Origin of the sequence: Neoalteromonas arenosi (assembly GCF_030362855.1) — a bacterium.
Lineage (GTDB): Bacteria > Pseudomonadota > Gammaproteobacteria > Enterobacterales > Alteromonadaceae > Alteromonas_E > Alteromonas_E arenosi.
In genome coordinates this window covers 299,186-321,418 of sequence record NZ_JAUCBP010000013.1, presented here as the reverse complement: position 1 = coordinate 321,418, position 22,233 = coordinate 299,186, and the positions used below count along the sequence as shown (strand labels likewise).

At 46.4% G+C, this 22,233-nt stretch carries 23 protein-coding genes; 5 read left to right on the top strand and 18 right to left on the bottom strand.

What is annotated here, in order from left to right:
• Nucleotides 1-195: 195 nt before the first annotated feature.
• Nucleotides 196-1,050 carry a formyltetrahydrofolate deformylase gene (gene purU / locus QTP81_RS16855; protein ID WP_289367173.1) on the top strand — a complete coding sequence of 285 codons (855 nt, stop codon included), beginning with the start codon at nt 196-198 and terminating at the stop codon, nt 1,048-1,050.
• Nucleotides 1,051-1,192: 142 nt separating this feature from the next.
• Complete coding sequence (locus tag QTP81_RS16850; RefSeq protein ID WP_289367171.1) at nt 1,193-3,376, top strand: M3 family metallopeptidase; 2,184 nt, start codon at nt 1,193-1,195, stop codon at nt 3,374-3,376.
• Between the two features lie 70 nt (nt 3,377-3,446).
• Here QTP81_RS16850 and QTP81_RS16845 read toward each other — a convergent pair whose 3' ends face one another.
• From QTP81_RS16845 to QTP81_RS16835, 3 genes are all read right to left on the bottom strand, one after another.
• On the bottom strand, nt 3,447-4,025 hold the full coding sequence (locus tag QTP81_RS16845) for a hypothetical protein (protein ID WP_289367169.1): 579 nt from the start codon (nt 4,023-4,025) through the stop codon (nt 3,447-3,449).
• Nucleotides 4,026-4,162: 137 nt separating this feature from the next.
• On the bottom strand, nt 4,163-6,628 hold the full coding sequence (locus QTP81_RS16840) for a tetratricopeptide repeat protein (protein ID WP_289367166.1): 2,466 nt from the start codon (nt 6,626-6,628) through the stop codon (nt 4,163-4,165).
• A gap of 183 nt (nt 6,629-6,811) precedes the next feature.
• The gene (locus tag QTP81_RS16835) at nt 6,812-7,960 is read right to left on the bottom strand and encodes an Ig domain-containing protein (RefSeq protein WP_289367164.1); all 1,149 of its coding nucleotides are present in this window, start codon (nt 7,958-7,960) and stop codon (nt 6,812-6,814) included.
• 341 nt (nt 7,961-8,301) lie between these two features.
• On the opposite strand from QTP81_RS16835, the gene QTP81_RS16830 reads away from it, so the two are divergent.
• Nucleotides 8,302-10,089 (top strand): cation:proton antiporter, encoded by a 1,788-nt coding sequence (locus QTP81_RS16830; protein WP_289367162.1) that lies wholly within the window; start codon nt 8,302-8,304, stop codon nt 10,087-10,089.
• A 6-nt stretch (nt 10,090-10,095) separates the two neighbouring features.
• Here the strand turns inward: QTP81_RS16830 and QTP81_RS16825 are convergent, their stop codons facing one another.
• Nucleotides 10,096-10,464 carry a VOC family protein gene (locus tag QTP81_RS16825; protein WP_434532999.1) on the bottom strand — a complete coding sequence of 123 codons (369 nt, stop codon included), beginning with the start codon at nt 10,462-10,464 and terminating at the stop codon, nt 10,096-10,098.
• Nucleotides 10,465-10,474: 10 nt separating this feature from the next.
• The gene (locus tag QTP81_RS16820) at nt 10,475-10,897 is read right to left on the bottom strand and encodes a VOC family protein (protein ID WP_289367156.1); all 423 of its coding nucleotides are present in this window, start codon (nt 10,895-10,897) and stop codon (nt 10,475-10,477) included.
• An 81-nt stretch (nt 10,898-10,978) separates the two neighbouring features.
• Between QTP81_RS16820 and soxR the strand changes: the two genes are divergently transcribed.
• A complete protein-coding gene (gene soxR / locus QTP81_RS16815) occupies nt 10,979-11,425 on the top strand; it encodes a redox-sensitive transcriptional activator SoxR (protein WP_289367154.1) in 447 nt (148 codons plus the stop codon).
• A 65-nt stretch (nt 11,426-11,490) separates the two neighbouring features.
• On the opposite strand, the gene rpsQ is transcribed toward soxR, so the two are convergent.
• From rpsQ to QTP81_RS16755, 12 genes are all read right to left on the bottom strand, one after another.
• Entirely contained in the window at nt 11,491-11,748 is a 258-nt protein-coding gene (gene rpsQ, locus QTP81_RS16810) for a 30S ribosomal protein S17 (protein ID WP_289367153.1), read from the bottom strand.
• Entirely contained in the window at nt 11,748-11,939 is a 192-nt protein-coding gene (rpmC, locus tag QTP81_RS16805; protein WP_289367152.1) for a 50S ribosomal protein L29, read from the bottom strand. Before rpmC ends, rpsQ begins: the two co-directional genes overlap by 1 nt.
• Nucleotides 11,939-12,352: a 50S ribosomal protein L16 gene (rplP, locus tag QTP81_RS16800; protein ID WP_289367151.1), complete on the bottom strand. Its 414-nt coding sequence runs from the start codon at nt 12,350-12,352 to the stop codon at nt 11,939-11,941. Before rplP ends, rpmC begins: the two co-directional genes overlap by 1 nt.
• A gap of 2 nt (nt 12,353-12,354) precedes the next feature.
• Nucleotides 12,355-13,059, bottom strand: coding sequence for a 30S ribosomal protein S3 (gene rpsC / locus QTP81_RS16795; protein ID WP_289367149.1), 705 nt, complete (start codon nt 13,057-13,059; stop codon nt 12,355-12,357).
• A gap of 9 nt (nt 13,060-13,068) precedes the next feature.
• On the bottom strand, nt 13,069-13,401 hold the full coding sequence (gene rplV / locus QTP81_RS16790) for a 50S ribosomal protein L22 (RefSeq protein ID WP_289367146.1): 333 nt from the start codon (nt 13,399-13,401) through the stop codon (nt 13,069-13,071).
• Nucleotides 13,402-13,411: 10 nt separating this feature from the next.
• Nucleotides 13,412-13,687, bottom strand: coding sequence for a 30S ribosomal protein S19 (rpsS, locus tag QTP81_RS16785; protein ID WP_100642637.1), 276 nt, complete (start codon nt 13,685-13,687; stop codon nt 13,412-13,414).
• A gap of 15 nt (nt 13,688-13,702) precedes the next feature.
• Nucleotides 13,703-14,527, bottom strand: coding sequence for a 50S ribosomal protein L2 (gene rplB / locus QTP81_RS16780; protein WP_289367143.1), 825 nt, complete (start codon nt 14,525-14,527; stop codon nt 13,703-13,705).
• 14 nt (nt 14,528-14,541) lie between these two features.
• Nucleotides 14,542-14,841, bottom strand: a complete 300-nt coding sequence (gene rplW, locus QTP81_RS16775) for a 50S ribosomal protein L23 (protein WP_289367142.1) — start codon at nt 14,839-14,841, stop codon at nt 14,542-14,544.
• Nucleotides 14,838-15,443, bottom strand: a complete 606-nt coding sequence (rplD, locus tag QTP81_RS16770; protein WP_289367140.1) for a 50S ribosomal protein L4 — start codon at nt 15,441-15,443, stop codon at nt 14,838-14,840. Before rplD ends, rplW begins: the two co-directional genes overlap by 4 nt.
• 18 nt (nt 15,444-15,461) lie before the next feature.
• Nucleotides 15,462-16,100, bottom strand: coding sequence for a 50S ribosomal protein L3 (gene rplC, locus QTP81_RS16765; RefSeq protein ID WP_289367138.1), 639 nt, complete (start codon nt 16,098-16,100; stop codon nt 15,462-15,464).
• 18 nt (nt 16,101-16,118) lie between these two features.
• Nucleotides 16,119-16,430 (bottom strand): 30S ribosomal protein S10, encoded by a 312-nt coding sequence (rpsJ, locus tag QTP81_RS16760; RefSeq protein ID WP_010179497.1) that lies wholly within the window; start codon nt 16,428-16,430, stop codon nt 16,119-16,121.
• A 332-nt stretch (nt 16,431-16,762) separates the two neighbouring features.
• Entirely contained in the window at nt 16,763-17,314 is a 552-nt protein-coding gene (locus QTP81_RS16755) for a YkvA family protein (RefSeq protein ID WP_289367103.1), read from the bottom strand.
• 318 nt (nt 17,315-17,632) lie between these two features.
• Between QTP81_RS16755 and QTP81_RS16750 the strand changes: the two genes are divergently transcribed.
• A complete protein-coding gene (locus QTP81_RS16750; RefSeq protein ID WP_289367217.1) occupies nt 17,633-19,780 on the top strand; it encodes a GspE/PulE family protein in 2,148 nt (715 codons plus the stop codon).
• 51 nt (nt 19,781-19,831) lie between these two features.
• Here the strand turns inward: QTP81_RS16750 and QTP81_RS16745 are convergent, their stop codons facing one another.
• Nucleotides 19,832-22,132: a Tex family protein gene (locus tag QTP81_RS16745; RefSeq protein WP_289367101.1), complete on the bottom strand. Its 2,301-nt coding sequence runs from the start codon at nt 22,130-22,132 to the stop codon at nt 19,832-19,834.
• Nucleotides 22,133-22,233: the final 101 nt, after the last annotated feature.

Sequence of the window (22,233 nt, the reverse complement as noted above, 5' to 3'; positions counted from 1 at the left end):
CCTTAGTCTTAATTTTGGACCACACAATAACCCCATAACTTTTATGGCTTTTGGCTATAAGTTAGAAAAGCTTTTACAACTCCATGAAATCTCTGCTAAAACTTCTGCGACAGTAAAAAATGAGAAAGTGAAAAAATCATCGTCCACGAGCCGGAAAATGCTATCCTGATTTTCTTTTTTGATTTGATCCCGACCATGCAACAAACCTATCGCCTAATCATTGATTGCCCTGACCAAGTGGGTATCGTCGCGGCAGTGGCGACATTTCTCGCTGAACATCAAGCCAATATTATCGAGGCCAGTCATCATACCGACTTACAAACCGGTCGCTTTTTTATGCGCCACGAAATTAGGGCGGATAGCTTGGCATTGGATCACTCTGGTTTTAAACAGGCATTTGCTGAGCTAGCACTGAAGTACCAAATGCGCTGGCAATTGACTGACTCAGCCCAAAAACAACGCATGGCGATATTAGCAAGCCACGAATCCCATTGCTTGGTGGACCTACTGCACCGCCACCATACGGGTGAACTTCATTGCGATATTCCTTGCATCATTGCCAACCACGAAAAAATAGCGGCGTTTGCAGAGTGGTACAAGATTCCGTTCATCTATGTCGACTTCAAGGCGCTGGGCAAGCAACAAGCGTTTACTGTGATTCAAGAGACACTGGCCGCTTACAACACAGATTTAGTTGTACTTGCGCGCTTTATGCAAATTTTACCCGATGAAATGTGCGAGCAGTGGGCGGGACGAGCGATCAATATTCACCACAGCTTTTTACCCTCGTTTGTCGGTGCCAAGCCTTACCAACAGGCCTATGAGCGGGGCGTGAAACTGATCGGTGCCACCTGCCATTATGTCACCGCAGACTTAGACGAAGGACCTATTATCGAGCAAGATGTTAAGCGCATCACTCACTCCGATTCAGCCGCCGACATGGTGCGCAAAGGCAAAGACTGTGAAAAGACTGCATTGGCCAATGGCGTGCGTTTCCACCTTGAAGATCGCGTGATTGTACACGGTAATAAGACTATCGTTTTTGAGTAAAAGGTGTTGCGAAGCAGGCGGTATCTTGCTCTTACCGAATGCGTTACACTCAATACACGCCGAGCTCTGCGTATTAGCTGGAGCTCTTTTTAAGCCTTAAAAAAAAATGATAATCACCTAACAACAAGACTTTGGAAATTACATGAAGAAAGTTCTGCTCAGCTCATTAGCTTTAGCCGTTACTCTTGCCTTAGCAGCCTGTAGTGACAACAAACAACCGCAAACTGAATCACCAACGGCCGAATCTGCCAGCGATACAGTGACTACCGTAACCACCGATAACGTGCTACTGCAACAATACGCCGGACCGTATGGTGGTGTACCTCAGTTTGATAAAATGGAACTCGACGACCTAAAGCCAGCACTAGAGCAAGGAATGGCCTTGAATCTAGCTGAGATAGACGCCATAGCGAACAATCCTGAGCCACCAACTTTTGCCAATACAATCGTCGAATTGGAACGTGCTGGTTCTACCTTAAATCGCATATTCACTTACTGGGGAATTTGGAGTTCGAATAAATCCAGTCCTGAATTTCGTGCCATTCAGGCTGAGATGAGCCCTAAGTTATCAGCGTTTTTCTCTCAAATAACCCAAAATGAAGCGCTGTTTGCACGAGTAAAAGCCGTATATGAGAGTGAAGAATTGGCCACGCTCACCCCAGAAGAACAGCGAATTACATGGTTAACCTACAACAGCTTTGCCAGTAACGGGGCGACTTTAGATGCGGCGGCAAAAGCACGCTATGCAGAAATCAATCAGGAACTATCAAAGCTCAGTACCCAATTTTCCAATAATGTTTTGGCTGATGAAGAAAATTATGTGCTTTATCTGACTGCCGACCAATTAGACGGCCTACCCGAGTCATTTGTCAGTGCATCGGCGGCAGCTGCCACACAACGTGGAAATGAAGGTAAGTATGCGATTACTAACACTCGCTCATCGATGGATCCATTCCTCACCTATTCGACCAATCGCGAATTGCGTGAGCAAGTCTGGAATACGTATTACAACCGTGGCGACAACGGCGATGAATTTGACAACAACGCGATCATCAAGCAATTGCTTACATTGCGACACGAACGCGTTCAGTTGTTGGGTTTTGAAAATTATGCCCAGTGGCGTTTGCAAGATCGCATGGCCAAAACACCTGAAAATGCCATGGATCTGATGATGCGTGTATGGCCTGCTGCGATAGCGCGGGTTGAAGAAGAGGTTGCAGATATGCAAGCTATTGCTGATGCTGAAGGTGCCAACATTACTATTGAACCTTGGGATTATCGCTTCTATGCCGAAAAGGTACGCAAAGCTAAATACGCGTTAGACTCCAACGAAGTTAAGCAATATTTACAACTCGATAAATTGCGCGATGCGATGTTTTATGTCGCCGATCGCTTGTTTAATTTCACGTTTGAACCGGTACCTGAGGGTTCGGTACCCGTTTTCCACCCCGATGTAAAAGTCTGGGAAGTCACTGATTCAACTACGGGTAAGCACATTGGTTTATGGTATCTCGACCCATTTGCTCGTCAGGGCAAGCGTTCTGGTGCATGGGCAACAATGTATCGCCAACCGACAAGTTTCGACGGTGAGCGCTCGGCTTTAACTTCGAATAATAGTAACTTTGTAAAAGCTCCGGAGGGACAGGCAACACTCATTTCTTGGGATGATGCTGAGACTTACTTCCACGAATTTGGTCATGCGCTGCACTTCTTAGCAGCCGATGTTGAATACCCTACTTCACACAGCGGCGTTCGCGACTATACCGAGTTCCAATCACAACTCTTAGAGCGTTGGTTGTTGACCGATGAAGTGATCAATCAATACCTTGTTCACCACGAAACCGGTGAACCGATCCCTGCTGAACTGGTCGCCAAGATCAAGGCTGCAGCCACCTTTAATGAAGGCTTTAAAACGACTGAATACATGGCTTCAGCAATCGTTGATTTGCTCTATCACACAACCGATCCTGCAACGATTGAGCCTGACGCGTTTGAACGCGAACAGCTGCAAGCACTAGGCATGCCTGAAGAAATTGTCATGCGCCACCGCTCCCCGCACTTTGGTCACATCTTCTCTGGTGAAGGTTATGCAGCGGCGTATTATGGCTATATGTGGGCCGAAGTACTTACGTCTGACGCGGCTGAAGCTTTTGCTGAAGCACCGGGTGGATTCTACGATGAAGCGTTGAGTGAGCGTTTAGTGAAATATCTATTTGCTGTACGTAATGCGATGGATCCTGCCGAAGCGTATCGCAAGTTCCGTGGCCGTGATGCCAACGTTGAAGCGCTGATGCGTGACCGCGGCTTCCCGGTTGAAGGAGAATAACTGCTCCCATTTCGTCTTAATAGTTAGGTGTATTTCTATACGCCTAACTATGTTGCTCTAAAATTCCCGCTTAGAATACGATGGAATACTCGATACTTACTGCGTTGTTTTCTGCCACATAATCCACATCTGTAAAGGCAATATCGTCACTTTGCCATTGTTGGTGAGCCAGTGAAATCCGCATATTGTGATTGTCAAAACGCGTTGGAATGTCAGCTTCTACTGCCCACTCAGTTTGGAGTGGTAAATTAAAGTCTGGACCGTGAGACGATCTAAGCTGATGAGCTGATTGCATTTTTACGCCCATACCTACCGCAAAGTTTTCAAACTGCCAGCGAGGGATAATCTGATACTCTTTGACTAAAACTGTTTGCGAGAAAATACCCCAGCTATTGCGACCTTTGGCATACCCCAGTGACATGTCGATAGAGAACTGATCGGTAAATGGCTTACTAATGACCAAGTCATAAGCTTTCTGCTTACACCCTTGAAATTGAATTTTCTGACGTTGAAATGAAAACTCCAGTTCACCGGCAAAGGTTTCTGTTATGAAAGACTTCACATTACTGCGAAACTCTTTCATATCAGCACAAGCCGAATGAGTAACAAACATTCCAGTCATTAGAAGAACAATTGCACCGACTTTCATTTCAAAACCGTCTGTTTAAAGCGAGTGGTTAAATAATAGGCGGATAGATCAGATTGTTCGTCTTGTTTGTCTGCACATATGTATCTTTTTAGATACGTGTTAGCGAGCAGCAAAAACTGCTCGCTGGTGAAAAGCCCTTATGGAATAACAGCGCAGGCTACTTTAGGTCCAGATTGGCCGTCAACATCAGGGCCCTGATGGATGATTAAACTTCTGCCACGCAGTTCATCAATGGTCAAATTGGGGCCTATTACGACATCAGTCGCACTACCACTCTCATCAACGGGAAGTGGTGGTAAATCCCCTTTGGGTTTCATCATCTGCATATGCATCATATGCTCTTCATGACTCATATTCCCCATATCCATACTTTCCATATCCATCATCATTTGATCGTGTCCATAGTGTCCGCCAGCTCCCATACCAGCAATGCGTTCACCATTTAAAACACCTGCCTCGCAACTGGGCTTTTCGTGGAAATGCATGCCATTTAACCCAGCAGGTAAACCAGAAACATCAGCCTCCACAACCACGCCTGAATCTCTAGCAGTGATGCTAATCGTGCCTATCGCGTCTCCAACCCCTAAGCCATTGATATAATTAACATCGAGGGTCAAAGATTGCATTGGACGAAGTGCAATTAAATGCGCACGAAGTGCCGCACTGGTATGGTCCGGCAATGTGCCTTTCAGAGCATCATAGATATACGCTATTGCTTGATTCGAGTCCTCTTTCATTACATAGGCTTCAGCTAAATGTGCCAACACAGCCTCATCACCAGGCATTGCTCTAAGTGCTTGTTGCAAATACTGTATGCCCTGGTCAACCTGTTTCATTCGCACAAGTGCCCACCCCAATGCGTCGATGACGGCTGGATTATTTGGCGCTAGTTGTTTTGCGCGCTGTGCTAATGCTTGAGCTTCATTCAAACGCTGGTTTTCATCCGAGCGAACAATGGATGCCATAGCAAGAGACTTCACATCAAACGGCGCTTTTGCGACAGCAAGGTCAAACGCTCGCTTGGCAAGGTCGAGTTGTCCGCCAGAGTATGCCGTCAGCCCCCATTCATATAATAAGACAATAGAATCTGGGTTAGCTTCAATAGCTTGAGCAAACAAAGGCATTAGATCAGCGTGACTAGCCGCAGCCATTCCACTAGCATGGTCGTGAACGCGATGGTCATGTTTAGCACCCAAAAGTGCTAACCAAGCAGGTATGTTTTGTCTATCGTTGTCCACAGCTGCTTGGAACGCATCAACGGCAGCTTGATTGTCATTTTGTTCAAATAACAGTATTCCTCTACGATAATGCGCGCCAGATAAATTCGGAGATTGATTAAGTAAGCTGACTAACTCACGGTTTGCAGCACCTAGGTCTCCAGCACTAATCAGCGCGTCGACTAAAACTAAACGCAATTGATCTTTGTCATTAGTATCACTGAGGTTTTGCCTTAGCGTTTGCAATCCTTGGTTACCTTGCCCTATGGCTATCATTAATTCCATATAGCGTTGCCACTCACTCAGCGTGGCTGTTTTCGGGTCGCCTAATGCTAAATTCAAGTTCTCTGCGGCCGCAGATGCTTGTCCAGCTACCGCTAAAATTTTGGCCTTCTCAACCAATCGAGTAGGTTCTAAAACGGGCACCATATTTTCTGCTTGGTCAATAAGTTCGAGTGCTTGCTGATAGTCGCCCTGTTGCGCTTTAATTCTCGCCTGACTCATGAGGCCAGGCATCAGCGATAGTGATGGATGGTTTTGTAATTGCTCGAGATATCTCAATGATTCATCCAACATTCCTGCTTGAGTTGCCGCTTCTAAACGTCTGGCGAGAGCTTCAACCATCAGCGGGCTAGACATATCAGAAGGATCCAAGTCGGAAAACAATTCAACGATTAGCTCATGCTTGTTTTGCCGGCGTAATAGTTCCGCATATTCCAAGTGAATAGGCGCAACTACTTGATCATTAACGGGCATTTTCGCCATCGTAAGGCGCATCGCAATCTCTGCTTGTTCAATATTGCCCTTACGCAAACTTAGCCACGTCATGTATCTACCAGCCATTTCATTTGGCTCTGGATCTTGCAGTAAAACGCGAGCGAAGATTTGCGCCGCAACATCATATTGCTGCTGCTCAATACGGATTATTCCCAATAAGTTTGTTGCTGCATGAAAATTAGGTTGCGCTTGCAAAACTTTACTAAGGGTTAGTTCAGCTTCTGGGTACTTGCCTTGTTCTATCAGTTCACTAGCCGCTAGGTGCAAGGCCAACAGATCATCTGGATAACGGGTTAAATAGTTGGCTAGTGCAGATGGACCTCTTGCATCGTTTTGTGCCAGCAATTGTCCAACCAATGCCAATGCTCGTTCATCTCCGATCCCCTGCTTTACAATTGTCGGAATCTTAACGCTGTCCAACGTGTAGCCGTTCAAAATCAGATTTTGTTGCACCATCAGCTCATATAGCTCTGATTCTGACATATCGTAAAGTGATTGAGGTGTTTCTGTGACAATACTTGCTTGCAGCCCCCCTATTACACAAAAATTCAAGACTGTGATTATTAACAGCAGCTTCTGCCAACCGCTTCTTGCAATCTTATTATTCATTCCTTTCTCCTTACGCCTTGCATACACAAGCACTTGTCATTGAACGCAGCGAAATCCATACAGTTTTCACAATAGCTAACTAATACTTATATTAACTGGGTTAGTGATATTTTCTAGGGCTACGATTGATTGTGCACAAAAAAAGGCAGCTCAAGCTGCCTTTTTAACACTCGAAATATCTATTTACTTTCTGCGACGACGCAATGCGCCAAGAGTAAGTAAGCCAGCAGCCGCAATCGCTAAAGAGCCTGGCTCTGTAACGTTCGGATTAGACGGCGCTCTAAGATTGATGGTAATTGTACCTTGGTCAGTTAAGCCGCCACCATCAGCTGCTCTGAAAGTTGCAACGTATTGACCCGCTGAGAAGCCGGTAGAATCCCAATTAAACTGAAGTGTATTTGGATCAAAGGTCGAACCTGCTACAGCACCACTTGAACCGATGAACGACAAGAAGTTGGTTGTTACTACATCACCCGCGTTCGGATCGGTTACGGTTAGCACTTGAGAAATTGAGTCACCAATCAACGCATTGATGGTAACGTCAGTGATTTCTGGAGCAAGGTTTGCTGACTGAGAATCGACCACGTCGAATAACCATACGAACTCAACTGAACTGTCTTCATTAGGGTTAACACCATCAGAGGCTGTAATACGCGCACTAAATGCCTCATCAGCACCATCGTTGAAAGGGTTATCAACATAGTTACCGGTACTAGTTGCATCAATGTTAATTTGACCTGTTGCATCGATAGTAAACCCTTCAGCTTGCATCGTCATGCTCTGAGCGATGTAACTTGTGTCGTAACTAAGTGTGCTACTACCCACTGCATCTAAGTTATCTGAATACGCTTGACCGCCAACAACTTGCTGTTGAATATTTTCTAAATCAAACTGGATAGGGTTGGTCGCGTTTGAACCATCCCAATAAATCGTTGATACAGTGCTGTAGCTTGACTCAGTGAAGTTTTGGCTTGGGCCAGGACGCACCCAACAGCAGCTTCCCCAAGTGATTGTATAATAGCCAGCGCCGGGAAGGGTTGTTTGAAACACCTCGGTATTACTGTCACGGCGAACATCGCTGGTGTCCACAACTGAAGAAACTTCACCAGCCGAACCCACGCCTGAAACGTTAACGAAACTGCCTACACCACCGCTTGCAGTACCCTTACGCCAGAAGGATTTACTGTTGATTGTAAGTACGCCATTCGCATCTACGCTAGGTACTAGTGCTGCTCCGCGAAAGTGAGAGGCTTGTGCCGTCGATGCAGCTAATGCCGATGCGATTGCCGCTGCGACCAACACTCCTGCCTTTTTACTTGGTTTAATATTCATTCATCTAATCCTTAATTTACTATTTATTAACACAAGTACTAAAAGTACGTTGAAAATTATTAGTGCAACCTAGAAAGCTTAAACCATGCCAAAATGCATGTTATTGTTTTATATGGTTTTTATTTTTATCTAAATTTGATGTGTAAAAAAAGCTGACGTTTTTGTAACCAACAGTTGCCAGTTGAAATAATTTTGTAAAGAAAACACTCAAGACTAAAGCGTCCCAGATTGGCAACTTAAAGTATCTCCGTAATTAGCATGGGAATGATCTAATTATTTGATAAATCTATACCTATTGGTCTAAGGTTAGCGGCGCATACACGCACCAATAGGGGATTTCAGTGGAGAACTTATCAGTCATTCTGGTTGTAGTCGGACTGTTGTCTATTGCGTGTCAGTATTTAGCTTACCGCATAAAACTTCCGGCTATTCTATTTCTGTTGTTAGCCGGTATTATTGTTGGTCCAGGTACCAACCTTATCAATGCCGATGAGCTCTTTGGTGAGCTATTATTTCCCGTTGTTTCATTATCAGTTGCCATTATTCTATTTGAAGGCGCACTGACGCTGAAGTTTTCCGATATTAGTGGCCATGGAAAGATGGTGCGCAATCTCTGTAGCATAGGTGTTTTAGTAACCTGGCTCGTCGCGACACCAGCGGCCCACTTTGCGCTTGGGCTGAGCTGGGAGCTTTCTGCCTTGTTTGGCGCTATCGTCACAGTTACGGGGCCAACCGTCATCGTTCCCATGTTGCGAACAGTGCGGCCATCGACCAAGATTGCCAATATTTTGCGCTGGGAAGGGATCGTAATCGATCCCATCGGTGCTTTATTTGCGGTTCTTGTTTTTGAGTTTGTCCTCGCGCAACAAAATGCTTTATTACACACTTTCCAGGCCTTTGGCATCACGCTGTTAGTGGGTTGTGGCATTGGTGGCTTAAGCGGCTATCTCATGGGTGTAGCATTGAGGCGCAACTGGATCCCTCATTACTTACAAAACACCGCCGTTTTAACCCTGATGTTGGCGGCATTTGCGTTTTCAAATGTTTTTGCCCACGAGTCCGGATTACTGACAGTGACAATTGCGGGGATGATTCTCGCGAATATGAAAAACGTTAATGTCGATGGCATTTTGGAATTCAAAGAAACACTGAGTGTTTTACTGATATCGGCACTATTCATTCTGCTCGCAACTCGTCTTGACTTTGGAGGCGTGCAAGCCGTTGGTTGGGGCGCTGTAATAGTGATAGCGGCGATTATGTTTATCGCTCGGCCACTGTCAGTAGCCGTTTCATCAATTGGTACAGGGCTATCATTTAGAGAACAAGCATTGCTAGCCTGGATTGCGCCACGAGGCATTGTCGCAGCAGCAGTATCTGCACTGTTCTCAATTAAACTCGAAGCGGCCGGCTACGAAGAGGCGAGCCTAGTCGTACCGATGGTTTTCCTTGTCATCATCGCGACAGTAGTCATTCAGAGTTTGACCGCCTCAACAGTAGCGCAATGGCTCGGGTTGCGTTCACCTGAACAGCACGGCTTCTTGCTGTTTGGCGCGCATCACTTTTCGCGCGAGCTGGCGCTAGAGCTTAACAAGAACGATATTCAGGTCATTCTTGCCGATACTAACTGGGATGCAATCCGCCTCGCGCGCATGCAGAATATCCATACATACTTCGGTAATCCAATGTCAGACCACGCAGAGCGGCACTTAGACCTATCCACCATCGGCAGTGTATTGGTCATCTCGCCCTATCGCCAGCTGAACCCTTTAGTTACCCATCACTTCGAACACGAATTGGATAAAGACGCCACTGTTCTTGGCTTAGGTACCAATGAAAGTAGTGTACGTGAGAGTCATCAAGTCTCTGAAAACTATGCGCAAAAACTTTGTCTATTCGGGGACGGTGTCACTTATGCGTTTCTAGCTAACGCGATGAAACGCGGCGCTTCAATCAAAACCACGCGTTTATCCGCCGAGTTTACCTTCGCTGATTACCAATCGGAGTGGGGAGCTAACGCTATTCCATTAGTCTACATTCGCGAAGGTGATGTTGGCGTTTTTACAACGCGTCAGTCCTTAAGTCCGCAATCCGGATGGAAAATCATTAGTTTAATTTTGCCCGAGGAATAGCGCTAGTTACTCGGCGCTCACGCGCCAGGGTGGGTTTAGCCGGTTATCACCCGCCCAATACAGTACCAGCTTATTGCCCGAGGGGTCGCAAAGTTCGGCTTCACGCCACAAGTAGTGCTTATCTTCAGGACCGTGTTCAAACACAAAACCATGTTGCTCTAGCTCAGCCACTTTGCGGTCTAAGTCTGGCTCTTCAAAGTACACTTTCATTCCGTCGCTGGCCTTGTCAGCAAGCGACAATGAAAATGTTGCACCATTGTCAGGACACGCAAAGCGCAAGTAATGCTCGGTAGCAACAATAAGGGTAAACCCTAAGGCTGAGTAAAACTGCTTCGATTTTTCAATATCAGTGCTATTCATAATCACTTGATTCATATTCATCGCTCTATATCTCTTCACTTTGATTGCGCTGTGCAGGAATATCGGAAAGGTATTCAACGAACTCTACCTCTACACCATTCGGGTCGATGTAGTATGTATTGCGCCGATGCGGATGCTCGGCACCGGTATGTGACGGAGTAAAACCGACTACCGCCATCCGCTCGCGCAGTGCAGCTAAGTTATTAATTTCAAAACCTAGGTGGGCAATACCCAAATCATTACTGTGCAGATCTCTGGGCGTGCTTTTGCCGCTATCGTTAAAAGTTAAGTAATTATAATCATCACCAAAGTGCAACCACTGGCGCTGTACACCATACCAATTAGCCATTCCGCGCATCCGAATAATCCAATGCGGGAAGGCCGCACTGTAAAACCTCAGTGTTTCATCCATATCGCTGACAACCATATTGATGTGTTCAAGTCTCATTTGTTTATCTCCTTGTGAATCGATAACAAATAGGCTAAAACCTCAAGTAGGGTTGAGGTAAAGTACTTTTTTGAGAAATCTATGGGTGAACGTGTACTCAGTGTTGGCCAGCTAGCAAAACGCAGTGGCGTAAAGGTTTCAACGTGTCATTTCTACGAGGAGAAAGGCCTAATTTACAGTACGCGGAATACCGGCAATCAACGCCGTTATCACCCCGAGATACTGCGCCGAATTTCAGTCATCAAAGCCGCGCAAAAACTCGGGGTTAGTCTCGATAGCATAAAAGCTGCATTCGCCACATTACCTGACGGACGTACGCCGACCAAGCGTGACTGGCAACAACTATCAAAGCGTTGGCAGCAGGAGCTAGACGAACGTATAAATGCCCTACAGAGGCTTAGAGATAGTTTAGACGGTTGTATTGGTTGTGGGTGCTTGTCACTGAAGAGCTGTCCGCTTTACAACCCGGAAGATAGCCTGGCTAAGTATGGCAGTGGCCCAGTTATTTTGGATCAGCGCCACAAATAGTGTTTACAGCACATACAAAAAAGGCCGCATTTGCGGCCTTTTTTAATGCTTATGTGAATAATTGCTTATTCTGCAGCTTTAGTTACGACATCAACCAATTTCCAAGTCTTAGACTTAGATAGAGGGCGACATTCAGTAATAGTTACTACGTCACCTTCATTGCACTGGTTAGTCTCATCGTGTGCGTGTAGCTTAGTTGAACGCTTGATAAACTTCCCATAGATTGGGTGTTTAACGAAACGCTCTACCATAACAGTAATGGTTTTATCCATTTTGTTGCTTACCACACGACCTTGTACTGTACGAATTTTTTGTTCAGTCATTAGCTTTTAGCCTTTTCAGTCAGAATGGTTTTTACACGCGCGATGTTACGACGCACTTTCTTCAATTGGTCAGTTTTCTCAAGCTGACCAGTTGAATACTGCATACGTAGGTTGAATTGCTCTTTAAGAAGGCTTACTAGCTCTTCGTTCAACTCTTCTACGTTCTTTGCTTTTAGTTCAGTCGCATTCATTACATCACCGTCCGAGTTACAAAGGTTGTCTTAAATGGCAATTTTGCCGCAGCCAATGCAAACGCTTCACGAGCTAGTTCTTCTGGAACACCTTCCATTTCATATAGCACGCGACCCGGTTGAATTTGGCATACCCAGTACTCAACGTTACCCTTACCTTTACCTTGACGAACCTCAAGAGGCTTCTCAGTAATTGGCTTATCAGGGAAAACGCGGATCCAGATTTTACCTTGACGCTTAACGTGACGAGTCATTGCACGACGAGCCGCTTCGATTTGACGAGCAGTCATACGACCGCGCGCTACTGCCTTAAGGCCGTATGTACCGAAACTAACTTTACCACCGGCAATAGCCATACCACGGTTACGCCCTTTATGCATTTTACGAAATTTCGTACGCTTTGGTTGTAACATGATTAGCCCTCTCGCTTAGCGTTGCGGCCTTTTTTCTTCGGCGCTGCTGGTTGCTCAACTGCATTTGCTGCAGGTAAACCACCTAATACTTCGCCTTTGAAGATCCAGACTTTAACGCCAATGATTCCGTAAGTAGTCAACGCTTCTGAAGTTGCGTAATCGATATCAGCACGGAATGTGTGCAAAGGTACACGACCTTCACGATACCACTCGCTACGTGCGATTTCTGCGCCCCCTAGACGACCGCTAACTTCGACTTTGATACCTTTTGCACCTAAGCGCATTGCGTTTTGTACGGCGCGCTTCATCGCACGGCGGAACATAACACGACGCTCAAGCTGGCTTGAGATACTGTCAGCAACTAGCTGTGCATCAAGCTCTGGCTTACGGACTTCTGCAATATTGATCTGAGCTGGCACGCCGGCTAGCTTAGATACGTGATTACGAAGCTTCTCTACGTCTTCACCTTTCTTACCGATAACAACACCTGGACGAGCTGTGTGAATTGTCACACGGATGCTCTTCGCAGGACGCTCGATAACGATTTTAGAAAGTGAAGCGTTCTTCAACTGTTTAGTTAGATACTTACGAACTTCGTGATCGTTAAACAAGTTGTCTGCATACTCTGCAGTATTCGCGTACCAGGTAGATGTCCATGGCTTGCTGATACCCAGGCGTATACCTGTAGGATGTACCTTCTGTCCCATTCTCTACTCCTAGTTATCCGCTACAACCACAGTAATGTGACTGCTACGCTTAAAAATACGATCAGCACGGCCTTTTGCACGTGTCTTGATCCGCTTCATCGTTGGGCCTTCGTCAACATAGATTTTGGCAACGGTCAATTCGTCAATATCAGCACCTTCGTTATGCTCTGCGTTAGCAATTGCAGACTCAAGTACTTTTTTGACCAATGCTGCACTTTTCTTAGGACTATAAGTTAATAACTCAAGTGCCTTTTCAACGTGCAAACCGCGAATCTGATCTGCTACCAAACGTGCTTTTTGAGCTGACGTACGGGCAAAACGGTGTTTAGCTAATGCTTCCATCTTCTTCCCCTTAACGTTTCGCTTTCTTATCCGCGACATGGCCGCGGTAAGTGCGCGTTGGCGCAAATTCGCCCAACTTATGGCCAACCATTTCGTCACTGATTAATACAGGAACGTGCTGGCGACCGTTATGGACTGCAATGGTTAAACCAATCATATCTGGAATAATCATTGAACGGCGTGACCAAGTTTTAATTGGACGACGCTCGTTCTTTTCCACTGCAGCCTCTACCTTCTTCAGCAAGTGAAGGTCAATAAAAGGACCTTTCTTGAGAGAACGTGGCATGGTGAATCCTCGCTATTACTTGTTACGACGACGTACGATAAGCTTATCTGTACGCTTGTTACTACGGGTTTTCTTACCCTTGGTAGGCACACCCCATGGAGATACCGGATGACGGCCTCCAGAAGTACGGCCTTCACCACCACCGTGTGGGTGATCAACCGGGTTCATGGCAACACCACGAACTGTCGGACGAACACCACGCCAGCGGTTAGCACCAGCTTTACCAAGTGAACGTAGCATGTGTTCAGCGTTGCCGACTTCACCGATAGTGGCGCGACAATCTGCTAATACTTTACGCATTTCGCCAGAGCGAAGACGCAAGGTAACGTAAGCTCCATCACGCGCTAGGATCTGGGCATATGCACCAGCTGAGCGAGCGATTTGAGCACCTTTACCAGGCTTCATTTCAATGGCGTGAACGGTAGTACCTACAGGAATGTTACGCATAGGCATTGCGTTACCCGCTTTGATGGGTGCATCAGAACCTGATTGCACTGCATCACCAGCTTTTGCACCTTTAGGCGCAAGGATGTAACGACGTTCACCGTCTGCGTACAATACCAATGCGATGTTAGCCGAGCGGTTTGGATCATATTCCAAACGTTCGATCTTCGCAGGGATACCGTCTTTATTGCGTTTAAAATCAATTACACGATAGTGATGCTTGTGACCACCACCGATGTGGCGCACTGTAATGCGACCACCGTTGTTACGACCACCAGACTTGCTGTTCTTTTCTAGCAAAGGCGCGTGTGGTGCACCCTTGTGTAGATCAGGATTAATGACCTGAACAACATGACGACGTCCGGCAGAAGTTGGCTTAGCTTTCAATAATGGCATGTCTAATCCCCTTCTTACTCTGCGCCGCCGACGAAGTCGATTTCTTGACCGTCTTTCAGTACAACGTAAGCTTTCTTCCAATCGCTACGCTTACCGAAGTGGGCACCATGACGCTTAGTTTTACCTTTAACGTTTACAGTGCGAACAGAATTCACTTCTACTTCGAACAAAGATTCAACAGCAGCTTTAATTTCAGCTTTGTTGGCGTCTTTAACAACTTTAAAAACAACTGTGTTATTCGCTTCTGCCGCAAGTGTTGATTTCTCAGACACATGTGGAGCAAGCAACACTTTTAATAGACGTTCCTGGTTCATGCTAACGCCTCCTCAAGTTGCTTAACTGCGTCAGCAGTCATTAGCACTTTTTCAAACGCAATTAAGCTGACCGGATCAACACCTTGTACATCGCGAACATCTACTTTGTAGAGGTTACGAGCAGACAAGAACAAGTTCTCATCAACTTCAGGTGTTACGATTAAAACGTCTTTTAATTCAAGCTCGTTTAATTTAGCTAGTAGACCTTTAGTCTTTGGTGAATCAACGCCAAAGCTTTCAACAACTACTAGACGGTCTTGACGTACCAATTCTGAAAGGATGCTTTTAACAGCACCACGGTACATCTTTTTATTGACCTTTTGCTCGTGATCACGAGGCTTAGCAGCGAATGCGCGGCCACCGCCGACCCAAATTGGGCTACGGATTGTACCAGCACGTGCGCGACCAGTGCCTTTTTGACGCCATGGCTTCTTACCACCACCGCGTACTTCTGAACGTGTCTTCTGAGCTTTTGTACCCTGACGAGCACCTGCGCCGTAAGCTACAACGACTTGGTGAACCAAGGCTTCGTTGTATTCACGTCCAAAGGTCGCTTCGGATACTTCAAGAGCGCCTTTGGCGTCTTTCAATGCTAATTCCATCACTTAACTCCCCAGACGTTAGGCTTTGACTGCTGGCTTAACAATGACGTCACCGCCAGTTGCGCCAGGAACCGTGCCTTTAACCAACAATAGGTTGTTTTCTGCGTCTACGCGTACTAGTTCCAAAGACTGTGTGGTGACTTGCTTGTTGCCAAGTTGGCCAGCCATTTTCTTGCCTTTGAATACTTTACCTGGTGATTGGTTTTGACCAATTGAACCAGGTGCACGGTGCGACAATGAGTTACCGTGGGTCATACGTTGAGAACTGAAGTTCCAACGTTTAATAACGCCCGCAAACCCTTTACCTTTTGAAGTACCTACAACGTCTACTTTCTTAGTATCGTTGAATTGTTCAACAGTTAACTCACTGCCTACTTCAATGTCAGTGCCTTCGTTGGCATCAAGACGGAATTCCCACAAACCACGGCCGGCTTCAACGCCTGCTTTAGCAAAGTGACCAGCGGCCGCTTTGTTAACGCGATTTGCTTTCTTCTCACCGGTAGTTACCTGCAATGCACGGTAGCCATCAGTTTCGTCTGAGCGCAATTGAGTCACGCGGTTAGGGGTTGCTTCAATAACAGTCACAGGGATCGAAACGCCATCTTCAGTGAAGATGCGAGTCATGCCTACTTTACGACCGACAATACCAATCGTCATTGTTATAACCCTCTTCTATTAGCCCAGGCTGATTTGAACATCAACGCCGGCAGCCAAGTCCAATCTCATTAGAGCGTCTACAGTTTTATCTGTAGGCTCAATGATATCCACCAAACGCTTGTGAGTACGGATTTCATATTGGTCACGCGCGTCTTTGTTGACGTGCGGAGAAATCAATACTGTGTAGCGTTCTTTGCGAGTAGGTAAAGGAATAGGACCGCTTACCTGAGCACCAGTACGTTTCGCTGTTTCAACGATCTCAGCCGTAGACTGATCGATCAACTTGTGATCAAACGCTTTTAAACGAATACGAATTCTTTGATTTGGCATCGATTAAGCTCCAATCGAAAGAACAAAAAAATTCATCCTTCTTGCAGTTCGTATCTGCAAAAAAGATGTGCGTAAACCGATAGTTCCCATTCGGAACCCTGTTTCGACCCCCTACACGCCCACCTTACTCAGTTCCGTTAAGGCTTTGGCTGTAACCCTAAAAGCAGTGTTACAACGGCAGAAAATCTATGTCCACAAGGACAAGTGGGCGCGAATTATATAGAGCTAAGAGATAATTGCAAGGGGGAATGTAGAAATAATCGCCGTTTTGGGCGAATTAGCCGCAGTCAGAGTAAAACGGTTGACCTATTTTACTCTGACCCCGAACCAGTTTACATGATGCGTGAGAATACGCGGCGACGGCCAGACGTGCTCTTATTGCGACGCAAGCGCGAGCGCAACTCAGTGCGTTTCTCGGCTAACCATGTTTCGCGGTCAACATTCACTGTGCCTTCACGACGGCGCTCTTCCGTGGCTCGATAAGCGCAAAACGCTTGGTAAGCTTGTAAATCTTGTGACAAGTCACGAATCACTAACTCAATCATAATTGCATCATCAAGATAACCTAAACCAGGCACATTATCAGGCACCAGGTCATGTGGCTCAGCGAAGTAAGCCAATGAGGTTAAAACTTCAACCTTTTCGTCTTCAGGCATTTGCCAATCTTCGTCTTGTACCGCTTGAATTAGCATTTCTAACGACACCATTCTTGACGCAACAAAATCAGGAACACGGGCTTGCTCCATTTCAGCACACACGGCTTGTGCCTGAGAAATAATTTGTTCTGCGGGCAACCCTTTCGCCTTTTCTATAGCGGCGGTCATGAGGGATTTAAAGTGCTCAAGATCGCTATCATTTAATTCAATATTGATATCCAATGACATTCTGGTGATTCTCCTTGGTCAGATTATGTAAATAGCATAGGGCATTCCAGCTAACTTGAACAGTGCTAAACAACAAACCGTGCCAAACCCACTCTTACTCCAATGCGATCATGCAAACTCGAGAACCCCATAGTCGACGCTTGGTTTAACCCTAGGTATGGTCAGGCGTTAAATAATCACTAAGGTCAGTGACTTTTTGCGTAAAACTTTATAATGTAGCCCCATAGTGAAAAGTTTGGCAGTTATATGTTAGCGAGTGACACCCTCGAGCAAGGTTTTTCTAAGATTAACGAACTCTTAGCGCGGCAGTCTCCACTGATGGATGCATACTCCGAGCTCGAATCGATGATTCTTGAGTTACTGAAGGCCGAGCGCATGAGTATTTTTCAACGCCGGTTGCAGCACCAAGACTTGGTTGCTCGATTTAAGACAGGTAAAGAGACTAAGGAGATTAAGGTCCCTATAAGTCCGCTTTCAATCGCCGGTTATGTGGCTCTGTCGCAACTTCCACTTATCATTAATGATCCCTATGACAGCTTTGAACTAACCAACATCCATCCGCGCCTGCGTTTCGCCGATAAGTTCGATAAAAATAGTACGTTTAAAACGCAAAACATTCTCTGCGTACCGATTCTCAACGCTGGTGTAATGATGGGTGTACTGCAAATAATCAATAAGCAGTCAGGGTCATTTGACGACACAGACTTAAAAACCGCAGAACAACTGGCAGATAAGATCGGTGCAAAGTTTCGCTTCGAATTGGGTGGAACCAGTGCGCCGTTCGACTACCTAGTGCATTTGGACAAAATTAGCGAACGCAATCTTAAAGAGCTTACCGAAAGCAGTAATGACCACCGCCAGCTGGTCCAACGCTTACAATCCGAACAACGCATTTCAGATGAGCATATCGGTACTGCCCTATCCGTGCATTTCCAAGTCCCCTTCATAGGCTACTTACCGGACAAGTATCACCTGTACCAAAGTGACAGTAAATTAAATAGCAGTTACTTAAAGCGCAATTGTGTCGCTGTGGTTGCCGACGCAAATGAAAATATTATTGTGTTGATGGCGGAGCCTAATAACGCCGCACTATTAATGGAAATCGAGCGAGCTCTGGGCATCGATAGCTATGAAATTGCGGTGGGTATCCCTAATCAGATCCTGCAGTACCTTGGCGAAGGTACTGGCGGCGGTGCCCCGGGTGAAATGAACGAGATCCTCGATGAGATTGGAACATCAGCCGAGGAAAGTGACGAATCCGTGGACGAGTTATCGGATGATGCCCCTGCGGTTGTGCGTCTGGTAAGTCGGATTCTTCATGATGCTAAGCGATTGAACGCTTCGGACATTCATATTGACCCTGAAAAAAGCGGTCCCACTCGGGTGCGAATGCGGGTTGACGGTGTTTGCCGAGATATAAACCAAGTACCCGCTTCACACCACAATGCCGTGATTGCTCGGATCAAGATCATGTCGAACTTGAACATCGCCGAAAAGCGCGTGCCCCAAGACGGTAAACTGGCGTTTAGGATGGGCGGGCAATTAGTTGAAGTCCGGGTGGCGACCATACCGACGGTTGCTGGCGAAGGCGTTGTTATGCGTATATTGGCGTCGGGTGGCGCCATGCCAATTGACAAAATGAACGTAGCGCCGAGTAATCGTCGTCGACTTGAAGAGATGATCAAAAAACCGCACGGTATTTTGCTTGTTGTGGGACCGACCGGTTCAGGTAAGACAACGACATTGCATGCCATTCTCGGTTACTTAAATACGCCTGAGAAGAAGATTTGGACAGCAGAAGATCCTGTCGAAATTACTCAAGCAGGACTCCAGCAAGTGCAGGTCAGTCCCAAAATCGGCTTTACTTTTGCCAACGCGCTACGCGCTTTTTTACGGGCCGACCCAGACATCATTCTAATTGGTGAGATGCGTGATAAGGAAACCGCTCATGCTGGTATCGAAGCATCTTTGACCGGGCACTTAGTACTGTCGACACTGCACACTAACTCTGCACCTGAAACCATTACGCGTCTACTTGATTTAGGTTTAGATCCCGTCAACTTCTCTGATGCCTGCGTCGGTATTCTCGCCCAGCGATTGATTCGAACTCTGTGTCCGGATTGCAAAGAAGAGTACACAGCTACTGACGATGAATACAATTTTATTAAGCGACAATACGGCGAAGAGTATCTAGATGAGTTAGGCATTCAAGGTAAGCCCACTTTATGTCGCGGCAAAGGTTGTGAAACATGCGGTGACACTGGATATAAAGGGCGTACCGGCGTGCACGAGTTACTAGGTATGACACCAGAATTGCGTTCTTTGGTCTACAAAGAGTCATCGGTGTCTGAAATGAAGGACCAAGCGATGAAAGATGGCATGCGAACCCTTGTCCAAGATGCCATCTACAAAGTCATCAAAGGTGACACTGATATCGCACAAGTGCAAATATTAGGTGGCGATTAAGTGTTAATGGCGTTTAACTTGTCCATGTTAAACGCCCCCAACATTCGATGACTAACCTTTCTTAGCCTTAGCAAACGCATCAGCAAATGCATTACCCATGGCAGCATTCGCTGGTGCTGATTTACTGTGCTTAGGCCGACTATTCCCTTTGGCTGCTTGCGGTTTGGAGTTGCCAGGTTGCTTTGCAGCTGGCGTATCATCGAGGCGCATAGTGAACGCAATGCGTTTGCGCGCGACGTCCACTTCAAGCACTTTCACCTTGACGATATCGCCGGCTTTAACAACCTCGCGCGGGTCCTTAATAAACTTATTCGTCAATGCCGAAATATGCACCAATCCATCTTGGTGAACACCAACATCAACAAACGCGCCAAAATTAGCGACATTACTGACAACCCCTTCCAGAATCATCCCCGGCTGCAGGTCATCAATGGTATTAATACCTTCTTTGAACGTCGCGGTTTTAAACTCTGGGCGAGGATCGCGACCGGGCTTTTTAAGCTCTTCAATAATATCCGCTACGGTTAACTCCCCGACATTCTCATCAACCAATTGTTTCGCATCAATTGTGTTGAGTATCTGAGGGTTAGCAACAATATCATTCACTGCAGCTTTAGTGAGGTCGATGATCTTGTCTACCACAGGGTATGACTCAGGGTGAACCGCACTTGCATCTAGAGGATTATCGCCGTTAGCAATACGCAAGAATCCCGCCGCCTGCTCAAAGGCCTTAGGCCCCAAGCGCTCGACTTGCTTGAGCTGCAACCGGTTACTGAAACGCCCTTGTTGGTCGCGAAAAGCAACGATGTTGGACGCCAATGTTTTGTTTAAACCCGAGACATAACTAAGCAGTGCTGGCGATGCGGTATTTAAGTCAACACCAACCGCATTTACACAATCTTCAATCGTATTATCGAGTGCGCGCCCCAAATGACTTTGACTGACATCGTGTTGGTATTGACCCACACCGATCGCTTTCGGCTCAATTTTCACCAGCTCCGCAAGTGGATCTTGAAGTCGACGCGCTATCGAAACAGCACCGCGCAAAGAGACATCCATGCCAGGTAATTCATTGGCTGCCAGTTCAGACGCTGAGTAAACCGATGCGCCGGCTTCGCTTACCATGACTTTTTGAATATCAGCGCCCGACTTCTTCAGCATTTCTGCCACTAAGGCGTCGGTTTCTCGCGACCCCGTACCATTGCCGACACTGATCAAATCAACTTTGTACTGCTGACACACGGTTTCGAGAGTTCTAACTGACTTTTCCCATTGCTTTTGTGGTGCATGTGGGAATATTGTTCCCGTATGCAAGACCTTACCTGTGCCATCGACTACAGCCATCTTTACGCCTGTTCGCAAGCCGGGATCTAACCCTAAAGTCGTTTTTGTGCCCGCTGGTGCAGCCATGAGTAAGTCTTTTAAGTTCTTTGCAAACACGTCAATAGCGCTCGATTCTGCCGTTTCGCGAAGTGCCGCGAACAACTCGGTTTCAAGGTGTAATTGCAACTTAATACGCCACGTCCATTGAACCACCTGCTGGAACCAATCATCACCTGCACGTCCTTGATGTTGAAAACACAAATGACTAGCAATTAAGGTTTCACAAAAAGACGAGGTATTGCTCTCACTTTGCGGGTCAGCATCCATTTTTAGCTGTAAGATGCCCTCGTTGCGTCCGCGGAACATTGCGAGTGCGCGATGCGAAGGCGTTTGCATCAGCTTTTCGCTATGGGCAAAGTAATCTTTATATTTCGCGCCTTCGGTTTCTTTACCTGCGACAACTTGGCTTTGGATGAAGGCCTCTTTGATTAGATACTGTCGCACTTTTGCTAGGAGCTCCGCGTCTTCGGCAAAACGCTCAATCAAAATATATCGCGCGCCCTCTAGAGCGGCTTTCGCATCATTAATACCGGATTCACTATTGACGTATTCTCGCGCTTGTTCTTCAGGATCCAGGTTGTGATCTTCGTAAAGTGCTTCGGCTAGTGATAATAACCCCGCTTCAATCGCTATTTGCCCTTTGGTGCGACGCTTGGGTTTATAGGGAAGATACAAGTCCTCCAATTCAGTCTTACTGTCGGCAGTGGCAATTTTTGTTTTTAGCTCGGGGGTAAGTTTACCTTGCTCGCTGATTGAACGCAGGATGACATTGCGACGATCTTCAAGCTCGCGCAAATACCCGAGGCGCTGTTCAATAAAACGTAATTGTGTGTCGTCAAGACCTTGTGTTACTTCCTTTCGATAACGCGCGATAAATGGGACTGTTGCCCCTTCGTCTAACAGTTTTACGGCGGCATTAATTCTAGCTGCTTCAACTTTTAATTCAGCAGCAATTCTGTTCGTAAGCATATCCATCTCTAAAACAATATACAGCGGCTCTGGCACGCGCTGCATCGGATTTTATCTGGCGCGAATTATATCAGCTTCTCAGTTAGTGGTTACAAGAAGAT